The sequence below is a fragment of the Enterobacteriaceae bacterium Kacie_13 genome, assembly GCA_013457415.1.
GTDB lineage: Bacteria > Pseudomonadota > Gammaproteobacteria > Enterobacterales > Enterobacteriaceae > Rahnella.
The window spans coordinates 656,512-676,514 of sequence record CP045665.1; the positions used below are offsets into that span (position 1 = coordinate 656,512).

Annotated in this window: 18 protein-coding genes; 16 read left to right on the forward strand and 2 right to left on the reverse strand. The window is 54.0% G+C overall.

The features are described from left to right. Positions 1-9 precede the first annotated feature (9 nt). The 11 genes from GE278_03025 (at position 10) to deoD (ending at position 11,241) form a co-directional block, all read left to right on the forward strand. Positions 10-423, forward strand: a complete 414-nt coding sequence (locus GE278_03025) for a DNA polymerase III subunit psi (protein QLK59820.1) — start codon at positions 10-12, stop codon at positions 421-423. Next, positions 392-835, forward strand: coding sequence for a ribosomal-protein-alanine N-acetyltransferase (gene rimI / locus GE278_03030; GenBank protein ID QLK59821.1), 444 nt, complete (start codon positions 392-394; stop codon positions 833-835). Before GE278_03025 ends, rimI begins: the two co-directional genes overlap by 32 nt. Before the next feature lie 143 nt (positions 836-978). Further along, positions 979-2,568 carry a peptide chain release factor 3 gene (prfC, locus tag GE278_03035; GenBank protein QLK59822.1) on the forward strand — a complete coding sequence of 530 codons (1,590 nt, stop codon included), beginning with the start codon at positions 979-981 and terminating at the stop codon, positions 2,566-2,568. A gap of 434 nt (positions 2,569-3,002) precedes the next feature. Continuing rightward, entirely contained in the window at positions 3,003-3,593 is a 591-nt protein-coding gene (osmY, locus tag GE278_03040) for a molecular chaperone OsmY (protein ID QLK59823.1), read from the forward strand. 347 nt (positions 3,594-3,940) lie between these two features. Continuing rightward, positions 3,941-4,102, forward strand: a complete 162-nt coding sequence (locus GE278_03045) for a DUF1328 domain-containing protein (protein ID QLK59824.1) — start codon at positions 3,941-3,943, stop codon at positions 4,100-4,102. A gap of 251 nt (positions 4,103-4,353) precedes the next feature. Further along, positions 4,354-5,583, forward strand: coding sequence for a patatin family protein (locus GE278_03050; protein QLK59825.1), 1,230 nt, complete (start codon positions 4,354-4,356; stop codon positions 5,581-5,583). After that, on the forward strand, positions 5,580-6,368 hold the full coding sequence (locus GE278_03055) for a metal-dependent hydrolase (GenBank protein ID QLK59826.1): 789 nt from the start codon (positions 5,580-5,582) through the stop codon (positions 6,366-6,368). The genes GE278_03050 and GE278_03055 overlap by 4 nt, the downstream gene beginning before the upstream one ends. Before the next feature lie 542 nt (positions 6,369-6,910). Continuing rightward, positions 6,911-7,690: a deoxyribose-phosphate aldolase gene (deoC, locus tag GE278_03060; GenBank protein QLK59827.1), complete on the forward strand. Its 780-nt coding sequence runs from the start codon at positions 6,911-6,913 to the stop codon at positions 7,688-7,690. A gap of 106 nt (positions 7,691-7,796) precedes the next feature. After that, positions 7,797-9,125, forward strand: coding sequence for a thymidine phosphorylase (gene deoA / locus GE278_03065; GenBank protein QLK63166.1), 1,329 nt, complete (start codon positions 7,797-7,799; stop codon positions 9,123-9,125). Positions 9,126-9,213: 88 nt separating this feature from the next. Continuing rightward, positions 9,214-10,437: a phosphopentomutase gene (gene deoB, locus GE278_03070; GenBank protein ID QLK59828.1), complete on the forward strand. Its 1,224-nt coding sequence runs from the start codon at positions 9,214-9,216 to the stop codon at positions 10,435-10,437. A gap of 84 nt (positions 10,438-10,521) precedes the next feature. Then, positions 10,522-11,241: a purine-nucleoside phosphorylase gene (gene deoD / locus GE278_03075; protein ID QLK59829.1), complete on the forward strand. Its 720-nt coding sequence runs from the start codon at positions 10,522-10,524 to the stop codon at positions 11,239-11,241. Between the two features lie 107 nt (positions 11,242-11,348). Here the strand turns inward: deoD and GE278_03080 are convergent, their stop codons facing one another. Continuing rightward, complete coding sequence (locus GE278_03080) at positions 11,349-12,143, reverse strand: YtjB family periplasmic protein (protein QLK59830.1); 795 nt, start codon at positions 12,141-12,143, stop codon at positions 11,349-11,351. Positions 12,144-12,288: 145 nt separating this feature from the next. On the opposite strand from GE278_03080, the gene GE278_03085 reads away from it, so the two are divergent. From GE278_03085 to GE278_03105, 5 genes are all read left to right on the forward strand, one after another. Further along, on the forward strand, positions 12,289-13,254 hold the full coding sequence (locus tag GE278_03085; GenBank protein QLK59831.1) for a phosphoserine phosphatase: 966 nt from the start codon (positions 12,289-12,291) through the stop codon (positions 13,252-13,254). Between the two features lie 39 nt (positions 13,255-13,293). Then, a complete protein-coding gene (gene radA / locus GE278_03090) occupies positions 13,294-14,676 on the forward strand; it encodes a DNA repair protein RadA (protein QLK59832.1) in 1,383 nt (460 codons plus the stop codon). A gap of 71 nt (positions 14,677-14,747) precedes the next feature. After that, entirely contained in the window at positions 14,748-16,007 is a 1,260-nt protein-coding gene (gene nadR / locus GE278_03095) for a multifunctional transcriptional regulator/nicotinamide-nucleotide adenylyltransferase/ribosylnicotinamide kinase NadR (protein ID QLK59833.1), read from the forward strand. A 373-nt stretch (positions 16,008-16,380) separates the two neighbouring features. Beyond that, positions 16,381-17,985 (forward strand): DUF3300 domain-containing protein, encoded by a 1,605-nt coding sequence (locus GE278_03100; GenBank protein ID QLK59834.1) that lies wholly within the window; start codon positions 16,381-16,383, stop codon positions 17,983-17,985. A 17-nt stretch (positions 17,986-18,002) separates the two neighbouring features. Beyond that, the gene (locus tag GE278_03105) at positions 18,003-18,860 is read left to right on the forward strand and encodes a DUF2950 family protein (protein QLK59835.1); all 858 of its coding nucleotides are present in this window, start codon (positions 18,003-18,005) and stop codon (positions 18,858-18,860) included. A gap of 69 nt (positions 18,861-18,929) precedes the next feature. On the opposite strand, the gene GE278_03110 is transcribed toward GE278_03105, so the two are convergent. Next, positions 18,930-19,931 carry a zinc-binding alcohol dehydrogenase family protein gene (locus GE278_03110; protein QLK59836.1) on the reverse strand — a complete coding sequence of 334 codons (1,002 nt, stop codon included), beginning with the start codon at positions 19,929-19,931 and terminating at the stop codon, positions 18,930-18,932. Positions 19,932-20,003 lie beyond the last annotated feature (72 nt).

A 20,003-nucleotide genomic window follows, 5' to 3' on the forward strand; every position in this document is an offset into this window, starting at 1 on the left:
GGATCGGGCATGGCATCCAGAAGAGATACGCTGTTACAACAGCTGGGCATTACCCAGTGGACGCTGCGCCGGCCTGCGGTTTTGCAAGGCGAAGTCGCCGTCAGCCTGCCTGCGGACACTAAGTTACTGATCGTTGCAGACGTGCCTCCCGCTGAAGATGATCCGCTGGTGCGCGACGTGTTGCTGAGTCTGGCGCTTAGCGGCGAGCAGGTTTACCGCCTGACGCCGGAACAGGTGACGATGTTGCCTGAAGATACCCGCTGCAATGTCTGGCGACTGGGGTTAAGCGAACCGCTGACACTCGCCGGAACGCAGTTATCCAGCCCGGCTCTGGCCGAGCTTTATCAAGATGCCGGCGCCAAACGTGCGCTCTGGCAGCAGATTTGTGAAAATGAACCCGATTTCTATCCTGACGCCCGCTGATCTTCCCCGCGCATTCCAGATTGAACAGGCCAGCCACGCGTTCCCGTGGACGGAAAACACGCTTGCCAGCAATCAGGGCGAGCGCTATCTGAATCTCAAAATCATGCAGGGCGATGAGATGGCCGGTTTTGCGATCACGCAAATTGTCCTCGACGAAGCCACGCTGTTTAATATCGCCATTGATCCGGCGTTCCAGCGGCAGGGGTTGGGCCGTACGTTGCTGGAAGAAGTTATCCAACAGCTTGAGCAGAAAGACGTTTTCACTCTCTGGCTTGAAGTTCGCGCCTCGAACACCAAAGCCATCGCGCTGTATGAAAGTCTCGGCTTTAACGAACTTTCTATACGCCGCAACTACTATCCCGCCGCTCAAGGTCGCGAAGACGCCATTATGATGGCGCTGCCGCTGGGGTAGGCACAAAAAAACCATTGATTGCCCATCCCGTCTAAATCAGTGAAAATAGCTGGCTATAACTTTTATTACCGCTTTGCCTGACGTCCTTCTGACGTGATGTGAAATCCTATGCAGGGCGGACCAACCGCAGAAACGTGAAAAACATGTCTCCAAGTGAATACGCCCTTGAAGTGGCTAAGCGCCGCACATTTGCCATCATCTCTCACCCCGATGCCGGTAAAACCACTATTACTGAAAAAGTCCTGTTATTCGGACACGCAATCCAGACCGCGGGGACGGTAAAAGGCCGTGGCTCCAGCCATCACGCCAAATCCGACTGGATGGAAATGGAAAAACAACGTGGTATCTCCATCACCACGTCTGTGATGCAATTCCCGTACAAAGAGTGTCTGGTTAACCTGCTCGATACCCCAGGGCACGAAGACTTCTCCGAAGATACCTACCGCACGCTGACCGCTGTCGACTGCTGTCTGATGGTAATCGATGCCGCGAAAGGGGTCGAAGATCGTACCCGTAAGCTGATGGAAGTGACCCGTCTGCGCGATACGCCGATCCTGACCTTCATGAACAAACTCGACCGTGATATTCGCGATCCGATGGAAGTCATGGATGAAGTCGAACGCGAACTGAAAATCGCCTGTTCGCCAATTACCTGGCCGATCGGCTGCGGTAAGTTATTCAAAGGGGTTTATCACCTCTATAAAGACGAAGTGTATCTGTACCAGACCGGTAAAGGTCACACCATTCAGGAAGTGCGCACGGTGAAAGGGTTGAACAATCCTGAGCTGGACGCCGCCGTGGGTGAAGATCTGGCCAAACAGCTGCGTGAAGAGCTGGAGCTGGTGCAGGGCGCGTCGCATGAATTTGAACATGAAGCGTTCCTCGCGGGCGAACTGACGCCGGTCTTCTTCGGTACCGCGCTGGGTAACTTTGGCGTTGATCACATGCTTGACGGTCTGGTGGACTGGGCGCCTGCGCCGATGCCGCGTAAAACCGACGTGCGCGAAGTAAAAGCCGACGACGAGAAATTCACCGGCTTCGTGTTTAAGATCCAGGCCAACATGGATCCGAAGCACCGTGACCGCGTGGCGTTTATGCGCGTGGTGTCCGGTAAATACGAAAAAGGCATGAAGCTACGTCAGGTGCGTACAGGCAAAGACGTGGTGATTTCCGATGCGCTGACCTTTATGGCCGGTGACCGTTCACACGTGGAAGAAGCATTCCCCGGCGACATCATTGGTCTGCATAACCACGGTACGATTCAGATAGGCGACACCTTTACTCAGGGTGAGAACATGAAGTTCACCGGCATCCCTAACTTTGCCCCTGAAATGTTCCGCCGTATCCGTCTGCGTGATCCGCTGAAACAGAAACAGCTGCTGAAAGGGCTGGTTCAGCTGTCAGAAGAAGGCGCGGTTCAGGTCTTCCGCCCTATTGCTAACAACGATCTGATTGTCGGCGCGGTGGGTGTTCTGCAGTTCGAAGTGGTCGTGGCACGCCTGAAAAGCGAATACAACGTGGAAGCGATTTACGAATCCGTCAACGTGACCACCGCCCGTTGGGTTGAATGTGAGGACGTGAAGAAATTCGAAGAATTCAAACGTAAGAACGAAACCAACCTCGCGCTGGATGGCGGCGATAACTTAGCGTATATCGCCCCTACGATGGTGAATCTGAATCTGGCTTCTGAGCGTTATCCTGAAGTGAAATTCCGTAAAACCCGCGAGCATTAATTTTTGTAAGCGTCGGTTTTTTTTCCTGAAGACGGCCACTGCGCCGTCTTTTTTATGCACTTTATCTTATATTCTGTTACCTCCCTCACATTTCCTGCTGTGCGTTTTTTCATCTTTTCGACCGGAATTCGGCCATATTTCCCGCGAAATCTTAAGACTTGTCTGCATTCGGGTCTGTATTCGGCGATCGCTCTACTCTTTTGGACATTCTTGACTATATTAAATGTGTGTTCACGAAACAGTGGCGTAAAGCACTGCTTAGATGTGACGACGCAGAGTGTTATATCGAAAGGCGATGAAAAGCCCGAATAAAACGACGTACTCTGCTACAAAGGAAGTAAATACAGCAGCAATACAATTTGTTAGAAGGCGTCACCACAAATGTGGCGTACCGGGTCCAAGATTAGGGCTCATAAACTGAAAGGAAGAAATCGATGAAAAATTCTAAATTTGCCTATTCAATGATGGCCGTCGTTCTGGGTACTGCACTGATGAGTGGTAGCGCTCTGGCCGCAACCACAACTGATAGCGCAGGTGCAAAAATCGATAGTTCCATGAAGAAAGTTGATAACTACATGGGCGACAGCGCCATCACAGCAAAAGTGAAAAGTGCACTGGTAGATGATAAAGCCATTAAAAGCACCGACATCTCTGTGACCACGACTTCAGGTGTTGTCACCCTGAGCGGCTTTGTATCCTCACAGGCTGAAGCTGAGCAGGCAGTTGCCGCAGCGACTAAAGTTGAAGGCGTGAAATCTGTCAGTGACAAATTGCATACCAAAGACAAAAGCGAACAAAGCGTGAAAGGCTACGCCGGTGATTCCGCCACAACGGCTTCTGTAAAAGCCAAACTGCTGGCTGACGACATCGTGCCTTCACGTAACGTGAAAGTAGAAACCACGGCAGGCGTTGTACAGCTTTCCGGTGATGTGAAAGATAAGGCACAGTCCGACCGTGCTGAAAGCGTTGCGAAGACCGTTGATGGCGTGAAAAGCGTTAAAAACGACCTGAAAGTTGCACCGTAATTTCGCAGAACGACAGCAGTAAACGGCGCCCCCTACGGGCAGGGCGCCGGAAGTGAACGACATATTTTGAACAACATATAACGATATACCGTACCTCCTGCACATTGTTCGGTACTGAAGACTTACGTAATACCTGAGTGAACATTTATTTGGAAAATAAGCGTTGGTTTTCACTAACACTTTCATTTTTCCGACTATCTTTATTAGGTAAGTGATGATTTTTATCTCCGGTATTTGCCGGCTAATAAAGTGTCACCAAGAGAATGTACACCGAGACTTCAGACCGGAAGTAGGAGTGTCACCTTTTTAAACTGGCAAAGTGAATATATAGGGTAAAGGAGAAGCTTATGTTTCGTTGGGGCATTATTTTTCTAATCATCGCGTTGATCGCGGCGGCACTGGGTTTTGGTGGTTTGGCTGGTACAGCTGCCTGGGCTGCAAAAATCGTATTCGTAGTGGGTATCATTCTGTTCCTGGTCAGCCTGTTTACCGGTCGTAAACGGCTCTGACAATAACGTTATGAAGTCATAACGTTAGCAGATATACCGCAGTAAAAATCGCATCGCCCTCTTGTCTGAAGATATGGCTTAACCGCCGTGTGTTCTGAGAAGGGGGCGTTGCTTTTTTGTGGAATGATGTGTTTGATTGATGAGTTCCGTTAACAAGAAGTAACGATTTTATCCTCACATTTTGGCAAGAAACTCACTCAAACCCGGCAGACAAGGTATGCTCAGAAAAGAGGCCTGCCTGCTGAGGCTAAATGTGTGAGGACGATGCGTTGGGATACAGAATACCTGTCACGCTGGGGAATATAGAACCGCTGGCGTATAAACCTTACCGGCCGGGCAAGATTGCTCTGGTGTGCGAGGGGGGAGGGCAGAGAGGCATTTTTACCGCGGGTGTGCTGGATGAATTTCAGCGTGCCCATTTTAATCCCTTCGATTTATATCTGGGGACCTCCGCCGGTGCACAAAACCTTTCGGCCTTTGTGTGCGGACAACCCGGCTACGCCCGCAGAGTGATTACCCGCTACACTACCAGCCCTGATTTTTTCAATCCTCTGCGCTTTGTGCGTGGAGGTCATCTTATCGATCTCGACTGGCTGGTGGATGAAACTGCTAAAAACATGCCACTGGCGATGGAAAGTGCGGAGAAGCTGTTGATCGATGGCCGCGAGTTTCTGATGTGTGCCTGCCGTAGTGATGACTACACAGCCAATTATTTTGCGCCAACGCGCGAGAACTGGCTGCCGGTGATTAAAGCCTCGAGTGCCATTCCAGGCTTTTACCGCATGGGCGTGGATCTTGACGGCATCAGTTATCAGGACGGCGGCATCAGTGATGCGATTCCGGTGGAAGAAGCCTACCGTCGCGGCGCAGATACTATCGTGGTGATCCGCACCGTCCCGTCGGCGATGTTCTATACGCCGCAGTGGATGAAACGCATGGAGCAGTGGCTGAGCGAAAGCAGTCTTCAGCAACTGGTGCGCATGATGCAGCATCACGAAAACAGCTATCACCGCATTCAGCAGTTTATTGAGAATCCACCGGGCGACGTGCGGATTTTTGAAATATTCCCGCCGAAGCCCCTGGCCAGCCACGCGCTTGGCAGCCGTTTGCCAGCGCTCAATCAGGATTATCATCTGGGACGCCGCTGTGGCCGGTATTTCTTATCTGCCGCCGCGCACTGGTTATTGCCGCGTGAAAACGAGCGCCCTTATCCGCAGGTGACGCCGCGCCCGGCGCGTCCTCAGCGCGTGGTCGTGCCCGCGAACGAACCGGAACATGAAACGCCGCTGGCCGCCGCGGTCAGCACCGTCGAACAGATTGTGCTCGATCCGGCCGTGCTCACGGATATGGTGGCTGACGGCGGCGTTGTACGTCCGGCCGCATTTCAGGACAACACGATGGGAGAACATCGTTCGCAAAACCTCTCTTCCGACGTGGATCCTGTGGAACATTACTCCGCCAGCGAAGGCGATAAGCTGTGAGTTTTCACTTTGTGGATACCCACTGCCATTTCGATTTCCCGCCGTTTACCGGCGCGGAAGCCGAAAGCCTGCGTCTGGCCGAACAGGCCGGAGTGCAGGAAATCATCGTCCCCGCGGTGACCGCCGATCGTTTTGACGGTATTCTCGCACTGGCAAAAAACTTCCCGCCGCTGTACGCCGCGCTGGGCCTGCATCCTTTGTATATCGCGCAGCATAAAGATAACGATCTGGAGCAGCTGGATGCACTGCTCAGCCGGCACTGTCCGCACGTGGTGGCGGTCGGTGAAATCGGGCTGGATTTGTTTATGGAAACACCGATGTTTGAGCAACAACAAGCGCTGCTCAAAGCGCAGTTCGCGCTGGCAAAACGAGAGATGCTTCCGGTGATCCTGCATTCGCGCCGCAGCCACGATCATCTGGCAGCTATGCTGCGTCAGGCGAAACTTCCGGCTACCGGCGTGGTTCACGGGTTTGCAGGCAGCCTTTCTCAGGCGCAGGCATTTATCAAAATGGGTTTTGCCATTGGCGTCGGCGGGACCATCAGCTACGAACGCGCACAGAAAACCCGTCAGGTGATGGCGCAATTGCCGCTTTCTTCTTTGCTGCTGGAAACGGATGCGCCGGATATGCCGCTTCAGGGTTTTCAGGGGCAGCCCAATCGCCCGGAACGAGCCGCCACGGTGTTTGAGGTGTTGTGTCAGTTACGCAGTGAAACGCCGCAAGAGATTGCCGATGCGCTGCTCGCCAATACTCGTCGGGTGTTCAATCTTCCTCCTGCGCTGTAAACTTCCTCTTGGTTTTGTGATTTAAATAACATTTATCCATATCCATCATTCCTTTATAACGCGAGTTAAACCGTAAGTTGAGAATTAGGTTCTCTTTGAAATGTTATTATTATAACATTGACCGCAAGATTACCGGTCGGTGATCCCCGCGAGTCCGCCCGAACTCCTTTTGTCACGAATCGGGTATACACTCTTATATGGGCCGAATACTGAGCATAATGCCGGGTAAATGTGATTTAGATCTCATTTCATCAAGCAACGTTGCAAACGGTTTTCATTTTGTGTGAAATACTGCACACAGGAACCTGACGTGACGTGTTCAAATAGTCACAACGAATTGGCGTCAGCCAATGAAAGCGCGGTGAGAAGGATCTCAGTTGCCGCGTAAGCCATCCAAAGCGCTTACGCATGCTATCTTCAAGGAACCAAGTCCGCTCGCCAACCGTGCAGAATTCTTCTTCGACGTTAACCGCCGAAAGGAATTCATGACTGTATGCTCAGTTCTGGCTGGTCGCTGGAATTGAAAATTGTTGGAGAGTTATATGACCGATTTAACCGCCGCAGCACAACGTGCGCTGAACCTGATGGATTTAACCACCCTGAACGAAGACGACACCGATGCAAAAGTGATCGCGCTTTGTCATCAGGCAAAAAGCCCGGCAGGTAACACCGCTGCTGTGTGCATTTATCCTCGTTTTATCCCGATTGCCCGTAAAACCCTGCGCGAGCAAGGTACGCCGGACATCCGCATTGCTACCGTGACCAACTTCCCGCACGGGAACGACGATCTTGAGATTGCGCTGGCTGAAACCCGTGCCGCTATCGCTTACGGCGCAGATGAAGTTGACGTGGTCTTCCCGTACCGCGCGCTGATGGCCGGTAATGAGCAGGTTGGTTTTGAAATGGTGAAACAGTGCAAAGAAGCCTGTGCCGCTGCCAATGTCCTGCTGAAAGTGATCATCGAAACCGGTGAACTCAAGCAAGACGCGCTGATCCGTAAAGCGTCTGAAATCGCTATCAAAGCAGGCGCTGACTTCATCAAAACCTCCACCGGTAAAGTGCCGGAAAACGCGACATTGCACAGCGCTGAGCTGATGATGAGCGTGATCGCTGAAATGGGCGTGGGCAAAGACGTCGGTTTCAAACCTGCCGGTGGCGTGAAAACCGCTGAAGATGCTGCGCAATATCTGGCGCTGGCTGACCGACTGCTGGGCCGCGAATGGGCTGACTCTCGTCATTTCCGTTTCGGTGCTTCCAGCCTGCTGGCAAGCCTGCTGACCACGCTGGGTCATGCTGGCCAGAAAGCTACCAGCAGCTATTGATCACCACGGCACCGCGTCTGCGGTGCGCATCTGTCAGGGCGTTGCTATGCAGCGCCCGCACATTCAGCGTCCAGATTTTGGCGTTCAGCTCAGGCAGGGGGATACCTTGTTTCTCGCACAAGAAATTATTCGTAAAAAACGTGATGGCCACCCTTTAAGTGACGAAGAGATTCGTTTCTTTGTTAATGGTATTCGCGACAGCCAGGTTTCAGAAGGTCAGATCGCCGCACTGGCAATGACTATTTATTTCAACGATATGACCATGAATGAGCGCGTTTCGCTGACCATGGCCATGCGCGATTCCGGTACTGTTCTGAACTGGAAAAGTCTGAACCTGAACGGCCCGATTGTGGATAAACATTCCACCGGCGGCGTGGGTGACGTGACGTCTCTGATGTTAGGCCCGATGGTTGCCGCCTGTGGCGGTTACGTGCCGATGATCTCTGGCCGTGGCCTCGGTCATACCGGTGGTACGCTGGATAAACTCGAAGCCATTCCGGGCTTTGATATCTTCCCGGACGACAGCCGTTTCCGCAGCATTATTCAGGATGTCGGCGTGGCGATTATCGGCCAGACCAGTTCGCTGGCACCGGCGGATAAACGCTTCTACGCGACCCGCGATATTACCGCGACCGTCGATTCCATTCCGCTGATCACCGCATCAATCCTCGCCAAAAAGCTGGCTGAGGGTCTGGATGCGCTGGTCATGGATGTCAAAGTGGGTTCCGGCGCATTTATGCCAACCTACCAGCTGTCCGAAGATCTGGCCCAGTCGATTGCCGATGTGGCCAATGGCGCAGGTTGCAAAACCACCGCACTGCTCACTGACATGAATCAGGTACTGGCGTCGAGTGCCGGTAACGCGGTTGAAGTACGCGAAGCCGTACGCTTCCTGACCGGCGAATATCGCAATCCACGCCTGTTCGAAGTGACCATGGCGCTTTGCGTGGAAATGCTGCTCTCCGGCGGTCTGGCAACAGACGACGCCGACGCCCGCAGCAAATTGCAGACGGTGCTGGATAACGGCAAAGCGGCTGAAATCTTTGGTCGCATGATTGCGGCACAGAAAGGTCCGGTGGACTTTATCGAGAATTACGATCGCTATCTGCCGCAGGCGACGCTAAGCAAACCGGTGTACGCCGAAGCCAACGGCATCGTCAGTGCGATGGATACCCGTGCGCTGGGCATGGCGGTCGTGTCACTGGGCGGTGGCCGTCGTCGTGCCAGCGATCCTATCGATTACAGCGTCGGTCTGACTCACATGGCGCAGCTCGGCCAGCAGGTCGATACGCGTCAGCCGCTGGCGATGATCCACGCCAACAGTGAAAACGCGTGGCAGCAGGCCGCTGCAGAAGTGCGCGCTGCCATTGTCCTGAGCGATAAAGCCCCTGAAAGCACACCGGTGGTGTATCGCCGGATCGGCGGCAACGCTTGATTTCAGGCGGTCCCGCCCCCATTTAAGACTGATCAGGTACGCGGCAGTTCCGCGTGACCCAATGCGTAACCATTCGCAGGAGAGCAAAATGAAACGTACATTTATCATGGTGTTAGACTCATTCGGTATCGGTGCCAGTGAAGATGCCGAACGCTTTGGCGATACAGGCTCCGACACGCTGGGTCATATCGCGGCTGCCTGTGCGCGTGGCGAAGCCGACAAAGGTCGCAAAGGGCCGCTGAATCTGCCGAACCTGACCCGTCTGGGCCTGGCGAAAGCCGCGGAAGAATCTACCGGTAAAATTCCTGACGGCATGGACGGTGATTCTGAAATCACCGGTGCGTATGCCTACGCCAGCGAATTGTCTTCCGGTAAAGACACCCCGTCAGGCCACTGGGAAATTGCCGGTGTGCCTGTGCTGTTTGAGTGGGGTTATTTCAGCGATACCACCAACAGCTTCCCGCAGGAGCTGCTGGATAAACTGGTTGAGCGCGCCAATCTGCCTGGCTACCTTGGCAACTGCCATTCCTCAGGTACCGTGGTGCTGGATGATTTAGGCGAAGAACATATGAAAACCGGCAAGCCGATTTTCTATACCTCGGCGGATTCCGTTTTCCAGATTGCCTGCCACGAAGAAACCTTCGGGCTGGATCGTCTGTATGAACTGTGTGAAATCGCCCGTGAAGAGCTGACAGAAGGTGGCTACAACATTGGCCGCGTGATCGCCCGTCCATTCATCGGCGACAAAGCAGGTAACTTCGAGCGTACCGGTAACCGCCACGACTTAGCGGTGGAACCACCGGCACCGACCATCCTGAAAAAGCTGGTCGATGAGAAAAATGGTCACGTGGTGTCCGTTGGTAAAATCGCCGATATCTATGCACAGGTGGGCATCACCAAAAAAGTGAAAGCTACCGGTCTGGACGCGCTGTTTGACGCGACCATCAAAGAAATGAAAGAAGCGGGTGATAAGACGATCGTCTTCACCAACTTCGTTGATTTTGATTCCTCTTACGGCCACCGTCGTGATGTTCCAGGCTACGCTGCTGCGCTGGAGCTATTCGACCGCCGCATGCCTGAACTGCTGGAACTGGTGAAAGAAGATGACATCATCATCTTCACCGCCGACCACGGTTGCGACCCGACATGGCGTGGCACAGATCATACCCGTGAGCACATTCCGGTGTTAATCTACGGCCCGAAAGTGAAACCGGGCTCGCTGGGCCACCGCGAAACCTTCGCAGATATTGGTCAGACGGTCGCAAAATACTTCGATCTGACACCAATGGATTACGGTAAATCCATGCTGTAAGACTTTGCATACGCGGCCAGTACATTGAATACTGGCCGCGTTTTTATGATGAATGTGATACCTCGCTGATTAAGGAATAAAAAGATGGCAACTCCACACATTAATGCTGAAATGGGCGACTTTGCTGACGTAGTGCTGATGCCAGGAGATCCGCTGCGCGCCAAGCACATCGCGGAAACTTTCCTGCAAGACGTTAAGCAGGTGAACGACGTGCGTGGCATGTTAGGATTCACCGGCACATACAAAGGCCGCAAAATTTCTGTCATGGGCCACGGCATGGGCATTCCTTCCTGCTCAATTTATGCTAAAGAGCTGATCACCGAATTCGGCGTGAAAAAAATCATCCGCGTGGGTTCTTGTGGCGCTGTGCGTGAAGACATCAAACTGCGCGACATCGTGATCGGCATGGGTGCCTGCACCGATTCCAAAGTGAACCGTATGCGTTTCAAAGATCACGACTATGCCGCTATTGCTGATTACGACATGGTGCGTAACGCCGCTGATGCTGCGAAAGCGAAAGGCATTCACGCCCGCGTGGGTAACATCTTCTCCGCAGATCTGTTCTATACACCAGACCCGCAAATGTTCGACGTGATGGAAAAGTACGGCATTCTGGGTGTGGAAATGGAAGCCGCCGGTATCTACGGCGTGGCAGCAGAATTCGGCGCAAAAGCGCTGACCATCTGTACCGTTTCCGACCATATCCGTACCCATGAGCAAACCACCGCGGCTGAACGTCAGACGACCTTCAACGACATGGTTGAAATCGCGCTGGAATCCGTTCTGCTGGGCGATAAAGAATAAGTTCTGCCGCCGTATAGCAGAGTTAAAAACGGGTGCCGAAAGGCGCCCGTTTTGCTATGCAATGAGATATGCATTCTATGAAGTAACGCGGTTTCCGATTAGCTGAATCACTTCGGCTTGCTGCGTTTCAGGCTGCGGTAGGCGGCCTGAGCCGCTTCTTTCGTCTGTGCTTCAGTGGCGGGTTTGGCCGGGGCGACTTCGGCGTCGGGTTCGGTCAGGTTCAGCGTCGGCGGCGGACCAAAATCATCAGGCGCTTCTTCTTCCTCGGGCTCATCATCCTCTTTCACCGGTTTGCTGGCCGTCAGCAGGAACGGCGACTGCTGCCAGCGTGAACGGCGGCCCTGCAACAGCGTGCGGGCGAGTATAATGCCGACACCCAGCGCGGCTAGCATCATCAGGCGCAGCAGATTGGTGGTGTTATCCACCTGTTTGGATTCGGTCGCCAGCACGTGCGTATCCAGCGTGATGCGCAAGAAACCACTCGGTCCGCTCTTATCTTCAATCGGCACCACAATCTGATGGTTGAAATAGCTGCCCGCGCGTTTGCCGTCGAGAGAAAGACGATCGCGCACTGGCACCTGTTCACCTGCATGAGCGACCAGCGAGCCGTCCGACTGATAAACGCTGGCGTCGAGAATGCGACTGCCGTCGGTAAGCTGACTCAAAATAGTGGAAATCTGTGCAATATCGGCGCCATCATTGTCGCTGTCCATTAATGGCGCGAGTGAAAAGGCCACCTGTTTGGCGAGCGTTTGGGCGAGTTGCTCGACCTGCGTGGATCGGGCGAGCTGATGCCCCAGGCTGAAGTAGGAGGCGCCTTGCATAAGAATGACTAATAACGCCAGGCTAATCAATACGATAGCAGCGCGGTGCAGGCGAAATTTGAGTTTGGCCTTTGCCATTCCGTTTCCTTGCGTTTTTCGATGACTTTAATGTTGCCAGAAGCGGCAGCGATAAGGTAGCTTGATGCCTTCTTTTATCGGCGACGCCCTGCCTTTTCTACCGTCTTTAATTGTCGTTTTAACAAACCAATCTACCGGAGTAATCATGCCAAACAGTCTGACCTATTGCGATCTTCCCGCGGAGATCCACCAATGGCCGGGACTTCCCCTTTCATTGAGCGGTGATGAAGTCATGCCGCTGGATTACCGGGCAGGACATACCGGGTGGCTTCTCTACGGTAGAAAACTCGATAAACTCAGCATCACGCAGTTCCAGCGCCAGTTAGGGCGCGCTCTGGTGATTGTCAGCGCATGGGCGGTGGAAGGTTATCAGGTGGTGCGTCTGGCCGGTTCACTGACGGCGGATGCGCAGAAACTGGCGGAATCCTTTGAGTTTGACGTCACGCAGCTCGGTAAAGTGCCTTACCTTCGCGCACCGGGCCTTCTGGTTATGGACATGGATTCTACCGCGATTGAGATTGAATGCATCGATGAAATCGCCAAACTGGCGGGCGTCGGTGAACAGGTGTCGGAAGTGACTGAACGCGCCATGCGCGGCGAGCTGGATTTCTCTGCCAGCCTGCGTCAGCGTGTCGCCACGCTCAAAGATGCCGATGCCAGCATTCTGCAACAGGTGCGTGAAACTTTACCGCTGATGCCGGGCCTGACGGTCATGGTGCAGCGGTTACAGGAAGCGGGCTGGCATGTGGCGATAGCCTCAGGCGGCTTTACCTATTACGCCGAATATCTGCGCGATCGGCTGAACCTGGTGGATGTGGCGGCCAACGAGCTGGAAATCCGTGAAGGCAAACTGACTGGCCGCGTGATCGGTCCGATTGTCGATGCGCAATACAAAGCCGACACGCTGCTGAAACTGGCCGAAAAACTGGAAATTCCGCATGAACAAACCGTAGCAATTGGCGATGGTGCCAACGATCTGAAAATGATGGCCGTGGCGGGCATGGGGATTGCGTATCACGCCAAACCGAAAGTCTATGAACAGGCTGAAGTGTGTATCCGTCATGCAGATTTGTTGGGAGTTTTGTGTATTCTCAGCGGCAGTCAGTCCTAGTCGGCAAATAAAGAACGTTAATAAACAAAGAGGTAAGTTGTGGCTAAAGCACCAAAACGTGCATTTGTGTGTAATGAATGTGGCGCAGACTACCCGCGCTGGCAAGGGCAGTGTAGTGCCTGTCAGGGCTGGAACAGCATTACTGAAATCCGTTTGGCGGCTTCTCCGACCGTGGCGCGTAATGAGCGCCTGACCGGTTATGCGGGCGATGCAGGCGTCAGCCGCGTGCAGAAGCTCTCGGACATCAGCCTCGATGAACTTCCACGTTTCAGCACCGGTTTCAAAGAGTTTGACCGTGTGCTCGGCGGCGGCGTGGTGCCCGGCAGTGCGATTCTCATCGGTGGGAATCCGGGTGCCGGTAAAAGTACCTTGCTGCTGCAAATTCTGTGTCATCTCAGCGAAAATATGAAAACCCTGTACGTCACCGGGGAAGAATCACTGCAGCAGGTCGCGATGCGCGCCCACCGCCTCGGGTTGCCGACGGCCAACATGAACATGCTTTCGGAAACCAGCATCGAGCAGATTTGTGAAATTGCCGATGTTGAAAAGCCGAAGCTGATGGTGATCGACTCCATTCAGGTGATGCATATGGCGGATATCCAGTCGTCACCTGGCACTGTGGCGCAGGTGCGTGAAACTGCTGCCTACCTCACCCGCTTCGCCAAAACGCGCGGCGTGGCGATCGTGATGGTTGGTCACGTCACCAAGGACGGTTCACTGGCCGGCCCGAAAGTGCTCGAACACTGTATCGACTGTTCGGTGTTGCTCGACGGCGATGCCGATTCCCGCTTTCGTACGCTGCGCAGCCATAAAAACCGTTTTGGCGCAGTGAATGAGCTGGGCGTCTTTGCCATGACCGAACAGGGTCTGCGTGAAGTGAGTAATCCTTCAGCCATTTTCCTCAGCCGTGGCGATGAAATCACCTCGGGCAGTTCGGTGATGGTGTTGTGGGAAGGCACGCGGCCTTTGCTGGTGGAAGTGCAGGCGCTGGTTGATCAGTCGATGATGGGGAATCCGCGCCGTGTCGCTGTGGGTCTGGAGCAAAACCGTCTGGCGATCCTGCTGGCCGTTCTGCACCGTCACGGCGGTTTGCAGATGGCGGATCAGGATGTCTTTGTCAACGTGGTGGGTGGTGTGAAAGTGACGGAAACCAGTGCCGATCTGGCGCTGCTGCTCTCGCTGGTGTCGAGCCTGCGCGATCGTCCGTTGCCGCATGATCTGGTGGTCTTTGGCGAAGTCGGGCTGTCCGGGGAAATTCGTCCGGTGCCAAGCGGTCAGGAGCGAATTACCGAAGCGGCGAAGCATGGTTTCAAACGCGCCATCGTGCCTCACGCCAACGTACCAAAGAAAGTGCCTGCCGGTATGCAGGTGTTTGGCGTCAAGAAACTGGCCGATGCGCTGGCGATACTCGACGATTTGTAACGGTTATCCGTGTTCTTTCGCCCCGAGTTTATGCTATTTTTTGTTTAGTAAAGCAAACTTGGGGACAAGGCATGTCACAGTTCGATTATCTTAAAACCGCGATTAAGCAGCAGGGAAGAACATTACAGCAGGTGGCAGAGGCCAGCGGGATGACCAAGGGTTATCTGAGCCAGCTGTTGAATGCAAAGATAAAAAGCCCCAGCGCGCAAAAGCTGGAGGCGCTGCATCGCTTCCTCGACCTTGAGTTTCCCCGCCGCGAAAAAAATATCGGCGTGGTGTTCGGCAAGTTTTATCCGCTGCACACCGGCCATATCTATCTGATCCAGCGCGCCTGTAGCCAGGTCGATGAGCTGCACATCATCATGGGCTATGACGAGCCGCGCGACCGCGAATTATTCGAGAACAGTTCGATGTCCCAGCAGCCAACCGTCAGCGATCGGCTGCGGTGGTTGCTGCAAACCTTCAAATACCAGAAAAACATTCGCATCCATGCCTTTAACGAAGAGGGCATGGAGCCGTATCCGCATGGCTGGGACGTCTGGGGGCGCGGTATCAAAGAGTTTATGGGCCAGAAAGGTATCGAGCCGAATACCATTTACTCCAGCGAAGAGGCCGATGCGCCGCAGTACCGTGAGCATCTGGGTATTGAAACCGTGCTGATCGACCCGAAACGCTCTTTCATGAATATCAGTGGCCGCCAGATACGTCACGATCCGTTCCGTTACTGGGATTACATTCCGACCGAAGTGAAGCCCTTTTTCGTGCGTACCGTGGCGGTGCTGGGTGGCGAATCAAGCGGAAAATCGACGCTGGTCAATAAGTTAGCCAACATCTTCAATACCACCAGCGCCTGGGAATACGGCCGCGATTATGTGTTCTCGCACCTCGGAGGGGATGAGATGGCGCTGCAATATTCCGACTACGATAAAATCGCGCTCGGTCAGGCTCAGTACATTGATTTCGCGGTGAAATACGCCAACAAGGTCGCGTTCATTGATACTGATTTCCTGACCACACAGGCGTTCTGTAAAAAGTACGAAGGTCGCGAGCATCCGTTCGTGCAGGCGTTGATTGATGAATACAAATTCGATCTGGTGATCCTGCTGGAAAACAATACGCCGTGGGTTGCGGATGGTCTGCGCAGTCTGGGCAGTACCACGGACCGCATGTCTTTCCAGAACCTGTTAATCGATATGCTGAAACAAAACAATGTCGATTACGTTCACGTTGAATCATCGGATTACGACCAGCGTTTTCTGGAATGTATCGAGCTGGTGCAGAATATGCTGGCCGCCGATACCAGCCGGCTGAATTCACCGCCACTGTCCTGATTCATCTCTGCGAGACAGACACAGGCGCGTATTCTGCGGAGTACGCGCCTTTTTTATCCGTCTCATTTATGTTTTGATAATCATTCATATCATGAATGATTTGGTGGTAATGTATTTTTTATCATTATTAATGAATTCATCTGATTATGCCGGGGTGAAATTTTAGTAATTCAGTTTGTAACGCGGGTAAATAAAAAACCTGCTATTTCATGTAGTTGATTAATTTTCATGTTAGCCCTCATTAATTAAGCATTTTATGCGTAAATCCCATTTGTGAAATAAAAATACAGTGACCGCCGTTGAGTTTACTTTGTCAGATTATACTCATTCATTGTGCCTCGCATTCCGGCGGAGGCTTTCTAAGGTGATCCGAATGAATTTATCATTCAAGCCCTGGGGTATTGCAGTGCTGTGCGGCGTGGGCGCTTTTGCGCTGGCGAGTGTGATGTTTATGCAGGGCTGGCTTCCGGTCAGTTCACAGGCAGAAACCACGACTCAGACTCCGCCCCCAGCGCCTGCTGCCGCACCTGTTTCAGTGCCCGCAACGACCAACACGCCTTCCGCTTTTACGCAGGCACAGCTCGATCAATGGGTTGCGCCCGTTGCGCTCTATCCTGACAGCCTGCTTTCGCAAGTGCTAATGGCCTCGACCTATCCGACCAACGTGATTCAGGCGGTCCAGTGGTCGCGTGACCATCCGCAAAGCCAGGGCGATGCAGCGGTGAGCGCCGTGGCGAATGAGCCGTGGGATCCGAGCGTGAAATCGCTGGTGGCGTTCCCGCAACTGCTGGCGCTGATGGGTGAAGATCCGGCCTGGGTACAAAACCTCGGTGACGCCTTTCTGGCGCAGCCTGCCGACGTGATGGATACCGTGCAAAAATTCCGTCAGGTGGCACAAAAGAGCGGAGCGCTGAAAACCACGCCGCAGCAGAAAGTGACGGTTAAACCTGCGGCGCAAGGCAGCAGTACCACCGTGGTGAAGAGCGCACCCGCGCAGCAAACCATCATTATCGAATCCGCCGATCCGCAGGTGGTTTACGTCCCGAGCTATAACCCGAATGTGGTGTATGGCGCCTGGCCGACTCCGGCTTATCCGCCGGTCTATTTGCCGCCGCCTCCGGGGCAGCAGTTTGTGAATGGCGTGGTCTCGGGTATCGGTTTTGGTGTGGGCGTCGCCGCAACCTATGCCATTTTCGGCAGCATCGACTGGGATGACGACCATCATCACGACGACTATGATCATCATGACGATCATCACGACGATGGCCATCATGGCGGGGGACAAAATAATTACGTCAACGTTAACGTCAATAATTACAACCGTATCTCCGGCAATAACAATGCAGTGAATCATGCAGGTTCCGCGAATACCGCGGGCTGGCAGCACAATGCCGCGTTCAACGCCGGTACGCCAACGCGTACCGCAAACGTCGGCGGCGCCACGCAAAACCGTGCGCTGAACAATGCCGCGCAGCGTAATAATTATCGCGGTTTTGACGGCAGCGCCGTCGGGCGTAACAGCGGAGGGGTGCAGAATCAGAACCTCGATCAGCGCCGTCAGCAGGCGGCGTCGGTGATGAACAGCCATCCGGGTTTCACGCCGGGGCAATCTCATTCATCACCACGGTCGGTACCAGCCAGTCGGCCTGTATCGTCGTCGGACAGCCATCATGTCTCCGGCCGTCAGTTGCCGCAGCACGATGCGCTATCACATCAGGGTCAGCTGTCGCCGCATCAACCGTTTTCTCAGCAGAATAACGGCAATATGATGCCTCAGCGCAGTGGGAATCATCCGCAGATGGAGAATTTCCGTCAGGGTGGAAACATGACACGCAGCACGGCGTTCAGCGGAAATTCCAGCCGTTCACCGTCGTGGCAACAGCAGCAGGCGCGGGGGGATCAGAGCCGTCGTCAGATGCGTGACTTCCAGCCTGCGCGAAACGCCGGTGCGGAAGGTCATCATTTTCAGCGGCGCTAATTTTGTGAGGAAAGGTAATGAATACGTTTAGCCGTCTTCTGATTTCTGCCGGTGCGCTGGTACTCCCATTGTGCGCTTTTGCTCAGCAGTCGTTCCCGCAACCGGAGCTGGCCGCTCAGGCGCTGGTAAACGCGGTGAGCGGGCATGACGATGCCGCACTGAAACAATTACTGGGCGACGACTGGCAGGTATATCTGCCGCAAAAAGATGTCGATCCTGAAGAGGTCGCCCGCTTCCTGCGTGACTGGAACGTCAGTCACAGTATCGTGAAACAGGGCGATGTAGCGCATCTGAATGTCGGTGCGGAAAACTGGCAGTTGCCGATCCCGATGAAGCAAACTGCTCAGGGGTGGTCATTCGATATGGCTGCGGGGGCGGCGGAGATAGCCACGCGAACCATCGGGCGCAACGAGCTTTCTACCATTCAGGCAGTTGCAGCGTATGCGGATGCGCAACACCAATATCAGCAGGGCGCGGGGCAGTACGCGCAAAAGTTCATCAGTACTGACGGGCAGCACGACGGGTTGTACTGGCCGGTGAAAGAGGGGGAAGTACCCAGCCCACTTGGTCCGGCTTTTGGTAATGATCAGCCGGATTCTGCTTATCACGGCTATTACTTCCGCATTCTGACCGCGCAGGGCGCGAACGCCAGTGGCGGGGCTTACAGCTATATCGACAACGGTAAGATGACTAAGGGTTTTGCGCTGATCGCCTGGCCAGTGAATTACGGTCATACGGGCATCACCAGCTTTATGATTAATCAGCAGGGCGAGGTGTATCAGCAGGATTTAGGGGCGGACACCGATGCCACGGCGCGGGCGATCAACATGTTTGAGCCGGATGCGAAATGGCAGAAGGTCGACGACGGAGAATAGCCGTCTGATGCGCAGAAAAAAGAAAGCCGCCACGCAAGTGACGGCTTTTTTACTCACAGCGGTGTCAGCTTAGAACGCGACGACCACTTTGCCCTGCATATGACCGTCGAGCACTTTGGCGTGCGCGACTTCAATGCTTTCGACGCTCAGACCCTGAAGGGTATCGCTCAGTGTGGTCTGCACTTTGCCTTCATCCACCAGCGCGGCGACCTGTTTAAGGATCTCGCCCTGCTGCGCGATGTCCGGGGTGTTGAACATGCTGCGGGTGTACATCAGCTCCCAGTGCAGCGCGGCGCTTTTCAGCTTCAGTGTGTTCATATCCAGCGGACGTTCGTTCTCAACGATAGTACAGATGTGTCCCATCGGCGCGATCAGATCGGAAATCGCCGCCCAGTGTCCGTCGGTATCGTTCAGGCACAGAATGAAATCGACCTGTTTGATGTCGTGCTTCGCCAGTTCGCCTTTCAAATCTTTGTAGTTCACGGTCAGATCCGCACCACGATCCAGGCACCACTGCGCGGATTCGGGGCGGGATGCCGTCGCAATGACTTTCACTTTGCTGCGCAATGATGCGAACGGGATCGCAAGCGATCCGACGCCGCCGGCACCGCCGATAATCAGCAGGGTTTTATCTTCGGAGGCGTTCTGGATATTCAGATGCTCGAACAGTGCTTCCCACGCGGTGAGCGCTGTCAGCGGCATCGCGGCGGCTTCTGCCCAGTTCAGGCTTTTCGGTTTGACCGAAACAATGCGCGAGTCAATCAGTTGTTCGGTGGCGTTGCTGCCTGAACGGGTAATATCACCGGCGTACCAGACTTCATCACCCGCTTTGAAATTTTTCACTGCGCTGCCGACGGCTTTGACGATACCGCTTGCATCCCAGCCGAGCACTTTCGGTGCGTCGAGGCCGCTTTTCTGCACGCCTTTATGCACTTTGGTATCGACCGGATTAACCGATACGGCTTTCACTTCCACCAGCAGATCGTGTTCACCAGCGGCAGGTTGGGGTAATTCGACCGCGATGAAATGCGCCGGGTCTTTCGGGTTTACTGCGATTGCTTTAACAGACATCAGAATCTCTCCGTTTGCTTCTTAGGGTATACAGACAGTCTAGCCCTCCTGCGGCAAGCTGATAAGATGGAC